The organism is Erysipelatoclostridium sp. AM42-17 (assembly GCF_003480255.1).
Classification (GTDB): domain Bacteria; phylum Bacillota_I; class Bacilli_A; order Erysipelotrichales; family Coprobacillaceae; genus Faecalibacillus.
Window position 1 is genome coordinate 104,190 of the sequence record NZ_QUIN01000003.1, and the last position, 11,284, is coordinate 115,473.

Annotated in this window: 10 protein-coding genes and 1 other annotated feature; all 10 genes read left to right on the forward strand. The window is 32.4% G+C overall.

The genetic code is table 11. The features are described 5' to 3' along the window. The first annotated feature begins 1 nt into the window (after nucleotide 1). The 10 genes from hpt to DW911_RS10950 all read left to right on the forward strand — a co-directional run bounded on the left by hpt (nucleotide 2) and on the right by DW911_RS10950 (nucleotide 11,060). Nucleotides 2–535, forward strand: a complete 534-nt coding sequence (hpt, locus tag DW911_RS10945; protein ID WP_199589102.1) for a hypoxanthine phosphoribosyltransferase — start codon at nucleotides 2–4, stop codon at nucleotides 533–535. A 12-nt stretch (nucleotides 536–547) separates the two neighbouring features. Beyond that, nucleotides 548–2,500: an ATP-dependent zinc metalloprotease FtsH gene (ftsH, locus tag DW911_RS02560; RefSeq protein ID WP_118432664.1), complete on the forward strand. Its 1,953-nt coding sequence runs from the start codon at nucleotides 548–550 to the stop codon at nucleotides 2,498–2,500. Between the two features lie 138 nt (nucleotides 2,501–2,638). Then, nucleotides 2,639–3,523, forward strand: a complete 885-nt coding sequence (gene hslO / locus DW911_RS02565; protein WP_118432665.1) for an Hsp33 family molecular chaperone HslO — start codon at nucleotides 2,639–2,641, stop codon at nucleotides 3,521–3,523. 189 nt (nucleotides 3,524–3,712) lie between these two features. Next, nucleotides 3,713–4,711 (forward strand): tRNA dihydrouridine synthase DusB, encoded by a 999-nt coding sequence (gene dusB, locus DW911_RS02570; RefSeq protein ID WP_118432666.1) that lies wholly within the window; start codon nucleotides 3,713–3,715, stop codon nucleotides 4,709–4,711. A 197-nt stretch (nucleotides 4,712–4,908) separates the two neighbouring features. Beyond that, complete coding sequence (locus tag DW911_RS02575; RefSeq protein WP_118607427.1) at nucleotides 4,909–6,195, forward strand: O-acetylhomoserine aminocarboxypropyltransferase/cysteine synthase family protein; 1,287 nt, start codon at nucleotides 4,909–4,911, stop codon at nucleotides 6,193–6,195. A 202-nt stretch (nucleotides 6,196–6,397) separates the two neighbouring features. Further along, entirely contained in the window at nucleotides 6,398–6,781 is a 384-nt protein-coding gene (locus DW911_RS02580) for a hypothetical protein (protein ID WP_118432668.1), read from the forward strand. A gap of 123 nt (nucleotides 6,782–6,904) precedes the next feature. Beyond that, a complete protein-coding gene (locus DW911_RS02585) occupies nucleotides 6,905–7,774 on the forward strand; it encodes an aldo/keto reductase (protein ID WP_118432669.1) in 870 nt (289 codons plus the stop codon). 65 nt (nucleotides 7,775–7,839) lie between these two features. Next, nucleotides 7,840–8,070: a binding site (T-box leader), on the forward strand. Between the two features lie 34 nt (nucleotides 8,071–8,104). Then, complete coding sequence (gene lysS / locus DW911_RS02590; protein WP_118432670.1) at nucleotides 8,105–9,595, forward strand: lysine--tRNA ligase; 1,491 nt, start codon at nucleotides 8,105–8,107, stop codon at nucleotides 9,593–9,595. Nucleotides 9,596–9,697: 102 nt separating this feature from the next. Next, nucleotides 9,698–10,813 (forward strand): Fic family protein, encoded by a 1,116-nt coding sequence (locus tag DW911_RS02595; RefSeq protein WP_118432671.1) that lies wholly within the window; start codon nucleotides 9,698–9,700, stop codon nucleotides 10,811–10,813. Beyond that, nucleotides 10,722–11,060, forward strand: coding sequence for a DUF1016 N-terminal domain-containing protein (locus DW911_RS10950; RefSeq protein ID WP_233541846.1), 339 nt, complete (start codon nucleotides 10,722–10,724; stop codon nucleotides 11,058–11,060). Before DW911_RS02595 ends, DW911_RS10950 begins: the two co-directional genes overlap by 92 nt. Nucleotides 11,061–11,284: the final 224 nt, after the last annotated feature.

Below are 11,284 nucleotides of genomic sequence, written 5' to 3' on the forward strand. Positions count from 1 at the left end.
AATGCATAAAGATATAAAAGAAATATTATATACAGAAGAACAAATTGAACAAAAATGTGAAGAATTAGCTAATCAAATTGATCAAGATTATGCTGGTGAAGAAATTTTATTAGTTGGATTGTTGAAGGGATCAGTTCCTTTTTTAGCTGAACTTGGAAAACACTTAAAGAGTGATGTGACTTTTGATTATATGAAAGTAAGTAGCTACAGTGGTGTGGAATCAAAAACTTTAGTAGTTCAACAAGATTTAAAAGAAGATATTAGAGGAAAAAATATTTTAATTGTTGAAGATATTTTAGATACTGGAAAAACACTATATAATGTTAAACAAATGCTTTTAAAACGTGGTGTAAGAAGTGTTAAAATCGTAACATTATTAGATAAAGAAGAAGGTCGTGTATTTGATATGAAAGCAGACTATTCAGGATTTAAAATCCCTAATGCTTTTGTTGTTGGATATGGTTTAGACTTTAATGAAAAATATCGCCAACTTCCTTATGTAGGAATATTAAAAGAAGATTGTTATAAAAAATAGTAAGGAGATTGTATGAATAACAAAAAAGGTTTATTAAAATCTTTATTACCTTGGCTTATTTTATTAGCTGGTTTAAGTGTCATGATTCCCTTTTTAAATCAAGGAAACAGTCATGAAATTAAATACAATGAATTTGTTAAGGTAGTACAAGATGAAAAGGTACAAAGTGTAAAGATTACACCTTCTTCATTAGTGATTGATGTAGACGGGGTATATACTAAAAAAGTAGATGGTCAAAAGAAAGAAGTTTCTTTCTCTACTACAATTCCTAAAACTGATTCTGAATTAGATTCTTTAATTAATCTATTAGATGAAAAGAATGTTCAAATCAAAATGATCGATCAAAATGATCGTGGCATTTTTATGGAAATTGTGATGACATTATTACCATATGTTCTTATCATTGGCGCAATGTTCTTTTTAGTAAGAATGATGTCCAATGGTGCTGGTGGTAACGCTAAAGCCTTTGAGTTTGGAAATTCAAGAGCTAAACTTGAAAAGAATTCAAAAACACGTTTTAGTGATGTTGCCGGAATGGATGAAGAAAAAGAAGAAGTAAAAGAACTTGTTGATTTCTTAAAAACACCTAAGAAATTCTCTGATATGGGTGCTAAGATTCCTCGTGGTGTTTTATTAGTTGGACCACCAGGAACAGGGAAAACATTATTAGCGAGAGCTGTAGCTGGTGAAGCAAACGTACCATTCTATTCTATTTCCGGTTCTGAATTCGTGGAAATGTTTGTCGGTGTTGGTGCTGGACGTGTGCGAGACATGTTCAAAAAAGCTAAACAAACAGCACCATGTATTATCTTTATCGACGAAATTGATGCAGTAGGACGTCAAAGAGGTACTGGTATGGGTGGTGGACACGATGAACGTGAACAAACTCTTAACCAATTATTAGTAGAAATGGATGGTTTCTCTGGAAATGAAGGAATTATCGTTTTAGCTGCAACAAACCGTGCTGATGTTTTAGACCCAGCTTTATTAAGACCAGGTCGTTTTGACCGTCAAATTCAAGTAGCAAATCCAGATAAAGCAGCACGTGCTAAAATTTTAGCAGTTCATGCTCGTAATAAAAAATTCACTCCAGATGTTAATTTTGAAAATATTGCTCAAAGAACACCAGGTTTTTCTGGGGCTGAGTTATCAAACGTATTAAATGAAGCAGCTTTACTTGCAGTAAGACAAAATCATGATTTGATTACAATGGCAGATATTGATGAAGCTGTAGATCGTGTTATGGGTGGACCTGCTAAGAAGTCTCGTAAATATACTGAAAAAGAACGTCGTTTAGTTGCCTACCATGAAGCAGGACACGCTGTTATTGGTTTAACATTAGAAGACGCTAATAAAGTACAAAAAGTAACGATTGTTCCTCGTGGACAAGCTGGTGGTTATAACTTAATGACACCAAAAGAAGAAACATACTTCCAAACTAAATCACAATTAAAAGCAACTATTGCTGGATTTATGGGTGGACGTGTTGCTGAAGAAATTTTCTTTGGTGATGTAAGTTCCGGTGCTCATAACGATATTGAACAAGCAACAAGAATTGCTAGAATGATGGTGACTGAATTAGGTATGTCTGAACTTGGACCAATTCAATATGATTCAGAAAATGGACAAGTATTCTTAGGTCGTGATTACACACAACGTAGTAATACTCACTCTGGACAAATTGCTTATGAAATTGATGTTCAAGTACGTAAACTTATTGATGAATGTTATAATCAAGCTAAAGAAATTATTGAAGAAAATCGAGATAAATTATCTTGTATTGCAGAAGCATTATTAGAATATGAAACTTTAGCTGGTGAAGATATTGAATCATTATTTAATACAGGGAAAATGTTAGAACATCATAATGGAACTATTGATGAAACAAAAACAGAAGAACCTGTAGAAACTGAAAAAAAAGAATCATTAGATGATGCAGATGATTTATTAGATGAAATGAAATAAAAGCGTTCCAACGCTTTTTTTCATTTAGGAAAGGAGAAAAATATGAGTACTAAGGCAAAAAGAATATTTATTTTCTTTATCATAGCGTGTATGATTATCCCAATTTTTTCTTCCGTACTCTATTTATGGTAAAGAACAATGAAAGATTATTTAGTAAGAGGATTAGTAAATAGTAAAAATTGTCGTGTTTTTGCTTGCTCAACGACACATCTTGTTGATGAGGCAAGAAAACATCATGGTTTATGGCCAACAGCATCAGCTGCCCTTGGAAGAATGATGTCGGCTTCGTTGATGATGGATGCGATGAATAAAAATAATGAAAAACAAACCATTACGATTAACGGTGGTGGACCTATTGGTACGATGATGACAGTATGTCAAGGCAATGGTAAAATTAAAGGGTTTGTTGGAAATCCAGAAGTGCATTATACTTACAATGATACTGGACATTTGGCTGTAGGTGTGGCTGTTGGTAAGGAAGGAACATTACAAGTCATTAGAGACATGGGATTAAAAGAGCCATTCTGTGGAACTGTTCCTTTACAAACAGGTGAAATAGGTGATGACTTTTCATACTATTTTATGGCCAGTGAACAAACGCCATCAGTTGTTTCTGTTGGGGTATTAGTAGAAGAAACAAATGAAGTGATTGCTTCAGGAGGTTTTATTATTCAATTATTACCAGAAGCAACAGAAGAAGATATTTCTTATATTGAAGATAAAATGAAAGATTTTCCACCTATTTCTTCATTAATTCATGAAGGAAAAACGCCGGAAGAAGTCTTAAAAATGATTTTTGAAGATGTAGAAATTACAGAAACAAGAGATTTATTCTTTGAATGTGATTGTTCAAAAGAGAAGATGAGCAATGCCTTATCTACTATTGGTGTTAAAGAATTAGAAGATATGATTAATGAAGATCATGGTTGTGAAATTACTTGCCAATTTTGTAACAACAAATACCAATTTAGTGAAGAAGATTTAAAAAATATTGTAGATAAAATAAAACATGGACAAGATTAACTTGTCCATGTTTTTTGTTGGGGGGAATCCAACTTTGTTTAGGAATATAACTAGATAACTTACATCTATTTTGGGGAGGAAAATAGAGGGGGATTGGTAAGTTATCTAGTTATACTATTGACAGTGATCATTTTTTTATTCATTATTTTTTATAATTCGTGTAAAATAAAAACAGTAAAGGATGATAAAATGTTTAAGATTAGAGATATAGTAATAGAAAATGATGTAGTCATGGCACCGATGGCGGGTATTACCAATATGGCATTTAGAAAAATAGTGAAAGAATTTGGTGCTGGATTAGTATACTCAGAAATGGTGAGCGATAAGGCACTATGCTATGGTAATACTAAAACAATCGATATGTTACAGGTGGATGAAGCAGAACATCCTGTTAGTATTCAATTATTTGGTGGTGAAGTGGATACGATGGTGAAAGCTGCTATGTATATAGATCAACATTCTAACTGTGATATTATTGATATTAACTGTGGTTGTCCTGTTAATAAAGTTTTAAAAGCCAATGCTGGGAGTAAATTATTACAAAATCCTCAACTTATATATGAAATTGTTAAAGGAATAGTAGACCATGTTTCTAAACCGGTAACTGTAAAGATTAGAAGTGGTTTTGATCATGATCATATTAATGCAGTTGAAGTGGCTCAACTGATTGAAAAAGCTGGCGCAAGTGCTATAGCAGTTCATGGAAGAACACGTTCACAAATGTATGAGGGTAAAGCAGATTGGGATATTATTAGACAAGTTAAAGAAGCGGTCAGTATTCCGGTTATTGGTAACGGTGATATTCGTAGTGTGGCAGACGCTAAAAGAATGTTGGCTCAAACTGGATGTGATGCCATTATGGTAGGAAGAGCAGCACTTGGTAATCCATGGCTCATTAAACAAATTGTTGATAGCTTAAATCATCACGAAGATGTAAAAGAACCGACTTACCAAGAAAAGATTCAATTATGTTTACAACATGCAAAAAGATTAATGAAGATAGAACCTGAAAGAATTGCAATGTCCCAAATGCGAGGTCATGCACCTTGGTATATTAAGGGATTGAAATCTTCAGCTCAGGTAAAAAATGAATTATCAAAGGTGAATACTTATCAAGAATTAGAAACAATTCTTATGGATTATCAAAGAACTTTGGATGATTTAGATCAAGATGATAAAAATGTTTAATCAATGATTGACATTTTTTCTTTTTACTGTATAATCATAGTTAACAAGTAGGAAATAGGTGGAATTAAAAATGGTAAAAACATTAATTAAACAACTTAGAAATAATTTCCGTAATGGACGAATGTAAAACTGATTTATATTTATCAAACACAATTAAATAAAAATCAAAATAAACATTAAGAAAAGAGGAAATTAAAATGACAAGAGAATATAGATTTGAAACAAAACAATTACACGTAGGACAAGAAAATCCCGATCCAGCTACTGATTCAAGAGCTGTACCAATTTATCAAACAACATCTTACGTATTTAAAAATAGTGCTCATGCAGCAGCAAGATTTGGTTTAGCTGATGCAGGAAATATCTATGGAAGATTAACAAACTCAACACAAGGTGTTTTTGAAGATCGTATCGCTGCTTTAGAAGGTGGAGTTGCAGGTTTAGCTGTTGCTTCTGGAGCTGCTGCTATTGCTTATACAATTCAAGCGCTAGCAAGTCAAGGAGAACATATCGTTGCTCAAAAAACAATCTATGGTGGAACTTCTAACTTATTAGCTCACACATTTACTCAATTTGGAATTACAACAACATTTGTTGATGCTCATAATTTAAAAGAAGTTGAAGATGCTATCCAAGAAAATACAAAAGCAATCTACTTAGAAACTTTAGGAAATCCTAATAGTGATATTCTTGATGTAGACGCTATCGCTGAAATTGCTCATAAACATGGTTTACCAGTTGTTGTAGATAATACATTTGGAACTCCATATTTATTTAGACCAATTGAACATGGTGCAGATGTCGTTGTTCATTCAGCAACAAAATTCATTGGTGGACATGGTACAAGCTTAGGTGGTGTCATCGTTGATGGTGGTACATTTGACTGGGCTAAAAGTGGTAGATACCCATGGATTAGTGAACCTAACCCAAGTTATCATGGTGTAAAATTTACTGAAGCTGCTGGACCAGCTGCTTTTGCAACATATATTAGAGCCATCTTATTAAGAGATACTGGAGCTACTATTTCCCCATTCAATGCTTTCTTATTATTACAAGGAACTGAAACATTATCATTAAGAATTGAACGTCATAATGAAAATACAAAGAAAGTAGTAGAATACTTATCTAAACATCCATTAGTAGAAAAAGTAAATCATCCATCATTACCTGATCATCCAGATCATGCATTATATGAAAAATATTTCCCTAATGGTGGTGGATCTATCTTCACATTCAATATTAAAGGTGGAGAAAAAGAAGCACATCAATTTATTGATCACCTAGAAATCTTCTCATTATTAGCTAACGTTGCTGATGTTAAATCATTAGTTATCCATCCAGCTACTACAACACATTCACAATTAACAGAAGAAGAATTAGCTGATGTAGGTATTCAACCAAATACAATTCGTTTATCAATTGGTACAGAACATATTGATGATATCATTGAAGACTTAGATAATGCATTTAAAGCAGTAAAATAATAGATTAGAGGATTACAGAATGTAATCCTTTTTTAATAAAAAAAAGTGAAAAAAAGATTATATTCGATATTTAATGACACAATTTATGATATAAAACGAGAAAATTATTGATATAATCAATAAAATTCTTTCTTTTTGTGAAAAAATGGATATAATAATGCCAAGGAGGAAAGTAGAAACAAATAAGTTTTGAAGTATAGCAATGAAAACAACAATTGAAATTCAACATAAAGAATTAAATATCAAAGATGTTAATATTGATAAATATATTAAAGAACAATTAAAAGAAAAAGGAGTAAAAGCAACAGATGTAGATACATTAAATGTTTATTACATTCCTGATCAATTAAATGTTTATTATGTAGCAAAGAAAAAAGACGGAACAGAAATCAAAGATTCATTTGATGCTCATTTAGTTCCTGAATATCCAGAAGCACCTGTAAAAAAAGCAACACGTAAAACACCAGTTAAAAAAGCTGAAAAACCAGCTGCTAAAGTAGCCGCTAAACCAGTTGTAAAACCTGTTGTTAAAGCTGCAGCTAAACCTACAGCTAAAGCTTCTAAAAAAGTTGCCTTAAAAAAATAATAAAGTAAACTTAAGTCTTTGACTTAAGTTTTTTTATGCTTAAATTGTATGATAAATCATATAAACAAAGTATTTGATAATTATTAGACATGGGTTAAACTAATAAGTTAGGAGATGATTATAATGGAATACGTAACTTTAAATAATGGTTTAAAAATGCCAATGGTTGGGTTTGGTGTATTTAGAGTGCCAGATAAAAAAGAATGTGAAGAATCAGTATACCAAGCTATTAAAGCAGGATATCGCTTAATTGATACAGCTGCAGCTTATACAAATGAAGATGCAGTAGGTGCAGCAGTAAAAAGAGCCATCAATGATGATATTTGTAAAAGAGAAGACTTATTTATTACTTCTAAATTATGGGTTCAAGATATGATGGACTATGATAGTGCTAAAAAAGGAATAGAAGCTTCTTTAAAAAAGAGTGGTTTAGAATACTTAGATTTATATTTATTACATCAAGCATGTGGCGATTATTTTGCTGCATGGAGAGCGATGGAAGATGCTTATCGAGAAGGATTATTAAAAGCAATTGGGGTTTCTAATTTCTATTCTAATATTTTGACTAACTTCTGTGAAGTTGTAAAAATTAAACCTGTTGTTAATCAAGTAGAATTACATCCTTACTATACACAAGAAAAAGCATTAGAAACAATGAAATACTATAATGTTATTCCTGAAGCTTGGGCACCTCTTGGTGGTGGAAGATACAATCCATTTGAAGATGAAATGTTAAAAGATATGGCCAATCATCATCACAAATCAGTAGGACAAGTTCTTTTAAGATGGAATTTACAAAGAGGCGTTGTTGTTATTCCAAAATCAACACACTTAGAAAGAATTAAAGAAAATATTGATTTATTTGATTTTGAATTAAGTGAAGAAGAAATGAATAAAATCTCATCATTAGATATGGGGTATACTGGTTCAAGAGCAAAACACTTTGATCCTGAATTTGTAAGAATGGTATTAAATAATAAGATTCATGATTAATTAAAGGTTATTTTTATTGCCTATATTGACAATAATTTTGATTTAAGTTAAGATTAACGCGATGAATAAAGGCAATGAATAGAGGAGTAATAACAATCATTCATTTCTAGAGAGTCTTGGTTGGTGGAAAAGACAATGAAGATGTTATGAATAAAGACTAGGAGCCGCATCTTGGATTTAATTGATAAGATGACGTTAGCCACGTTACAGGCAAGACTATTTATGGATAGTTAATAAGGTTAATAGAGTAATCTATTAATGAATTTGGGTGGTAACACGATACTCTCGTCCCTTGGGATGGGAGTTTTTTATTTAGAAAAGGAGAAAACAATGGAAGAAAGAAAATTTAGCGAACAAGAATTAGTTCGTCGTGAAAAAATGCAAGAATTAATTGATCAAGGAATTGATCCATTTGGACAAAGATTTGATGTAACAGCTTATTCAAAAGAAATCAAAGAAAAATATGGTGATAAAACACATGACGAATTAGAAGAAATGGCTGTAGAAGTATCTATCGCTGGTAGAATTATGACAAAACGTCGTAAAGGTAAAGTATGCTTTATGCATATTCAAGATCGTGATGGACAAATTCAATTATATGTAAGAAAAGATACAATTGGTGAAGAAGCTTATGAAATTGTAAAAAAAGGTGATATTGGAGATATCATCGGTGTTAAAGGAACAGTGTTTATGACAAATACCGGAGAATGTTCAGTAAAAGTATCTGAATATACACATCTAACAAAAGCATTACGTCCTTTACCAGAAAAATTCCATGGTTTAACAGATATTGAAGAAAGATATAGAAGAAGATATGTAGATTTAATTATGAATGAAGAAGCAAAGAAAATTGCTTTCACTCGTCCTAAAATCATTCGTTCAATTCAAAATTATTTAGATAACAAAGGATATGTTGAAGTAGAAACACCTGTATTAAATCCAATCTTAGGTGGTGCTGCAGCAAGACCATTTGTTACTCATCATAACACTTTAGATACTGATTTCTATTTACGTATCGCTACTGAATTATCATTAAAAAGATTAATCGTTGGTGGTATGGATGCAGTATATGAAATTGGACGTTTATTTAGAAATGAAGGTATGGATAGAACACATAACCCTGAATTTACAACAATTGAAGTATATAAAGCATTTAGTGATTTAGAAGGAATGATGGATTTAACAGAAGGTATCATTTCTAATGCAGCTATGACTGTAAACGGTACATATGAATTAGACTATAAAGGACATCATATTTCACTAGCACCAGGATTTAAACGTGTATCTATGACAGACGCTATTAAAGAAAAAACAGGAATTGACTTTAACGAACATATGTCATTTGAAGATGCTAAAAAATTAGCTGAAGAACATGGTATCGAAGTAGAGGCACACTTTGGTTATGGACATATTATTAATGAATTCTTTGAAAAATATGTAGAAGAAACAATTGTAGAACCAACATTTGTATATGGTCATCCAATTGAAATCTCACCACTTGCTAAAAAGAACTTAGAAGATCCACGTTTTACTCAACGTTTTGAATTATTCATCTGTGGAAACGAATACGCTAATGCCTTTACTGAATTAAATGATCCAATTGATCAATATGAAAGATTTGCTGATCAATTAAAAGAAAAAGAATTAGGTAATGATGAAGCTAATGAAATGGACTTAGATTATGTTGAAGCCCTTGAATACGGTTTGCCACCAACAGGTGGAATGGGTATGGGTATTGATAGATTAGTTATGTTATTAACTGGACAAGAATCTATTCAAGAAGTTATCTTATTCCCTCAAATGAAACCAAAAAACAAATAAAATACGGATAAAATCAATATTTTTTAGATTTTGAATTTGTGCATACCATCTGGACAAATTAGGTAAGATAGAATTATAAGACTATGAAACGAGGTAGTGAATATGGAAAAAGATCCGTTTAAGGAATATTTGAGGGAGTCTGAACCGGATAAAGCTCATAAGGGTTATGCTTGGAGTACGGCAATTGGACTTCAGGCGGTGGACGGACTCAAACCATCTAAATATTTGATTGATACCGCCATTCAGAATATTGAAGGTAAAATCACGATGAAGGAAGCACAGAGTCTTATCGACAGTTACTATGAGGAAAGACCTGTCCATTTGTCCGATGACGAACGTACTGAAGAAGCTGATAAAGTTTCTTCTCGTATTGCTGAAATTCTTTCTGAGACAGCGTTCTCATTTTCTCCGAATGAGTATATCTCTATTCACCGCAAACTCTTTCAGGGGATTTATAAACATGCCGGAAAGATTAGAGATTACAACATTACAAAGAAAGAATGGGTGCTTGATGGGGCAACTGTTATGTATGGTAGTGCTTCAGAATTGAGATCAACACTTGAATATGATTTTTTGCAGGAGAAGGATTTTAGTTATAAAGGGCTTTCAATGGACGAGATTATTCATCATCTAGCGGTATTCATTTCAAGATTATGGCAAATTCATATCTTCGGGGAAGGCAATACGAGAACAACGGCAGTGTTCTTCATCAAATATTTGAGGACACTTGGGTTCTCTGCAACCAATGATATTTTTGCGGAAAATGCGTGGTATTTTAGAAATGCACTTGTCCGTGCAAACTATACGAACTTGCAAAAAGGTATTCACGAAACAACAGAGTATCTGGAAGCATTTCTTAGAAATCTACTTTTGAATGAGAAAAATGAGCTTCATAATCGAAATCTTCATATAAGTGAACTGTTGAATGAAGAAAAAGTGGACATTGGGGACACAAAAGTGGACATTCAAGACAGAAAAGTGGATATTGAAAGTGTACTTTCTGAAAAAGGCAGTGATTTCTCATTAAAAACGACGGTTCATATCCATAGACTTTTTGAAAAGTTTGGCTTTGATGAGGTATTTGGAAGAAGTGCAGTTATGAACCTTCTTGAACTGAAAGGTTCAGGTGCTTCAAAACTTCTTTCCAATTTGGTGCAGGCAGATATTATTGAACCAGTATCTGGTCACGGAAAAGGAAAATATAAATTCAAGAAGTAATCTATATCATTATTTGAAATTTTATAAAATCTTTCCAAAGATTGTCGACACAGTGTGTCGACAATCTGGTGCTTTACTTTCGTGGTCGCATTATAGAACTTTATTACAGGTCAAAGATTCTGAAGCTCGTGATTGGTATGAAAAGGAAGCTATAGAACAAACTTGGAGTGTTCGTACTTTACAAAGAAATACTTCTTCTCAATATTATTATCGTATGCTTCATGCGCAAAAAAAAAGAAACTTGTAGAAAATGAGATGAAAGAACTCACATCAAAGTATCAAAATGATAAGTTTGAGTTTATCAAAAATCCGGTGGCTACAGAGTTTTTATGGTTTTTGCAAGATACAGAATTTGGATACAGATGACATAGTTCGTTACTCCATAAAGTAAGTTCAATCAAGGTACATGGTGTGGCTATGGGTAACCAAATAATTTAGGGGGAAAGCCAAATTATTTAGGGGACAACTTTA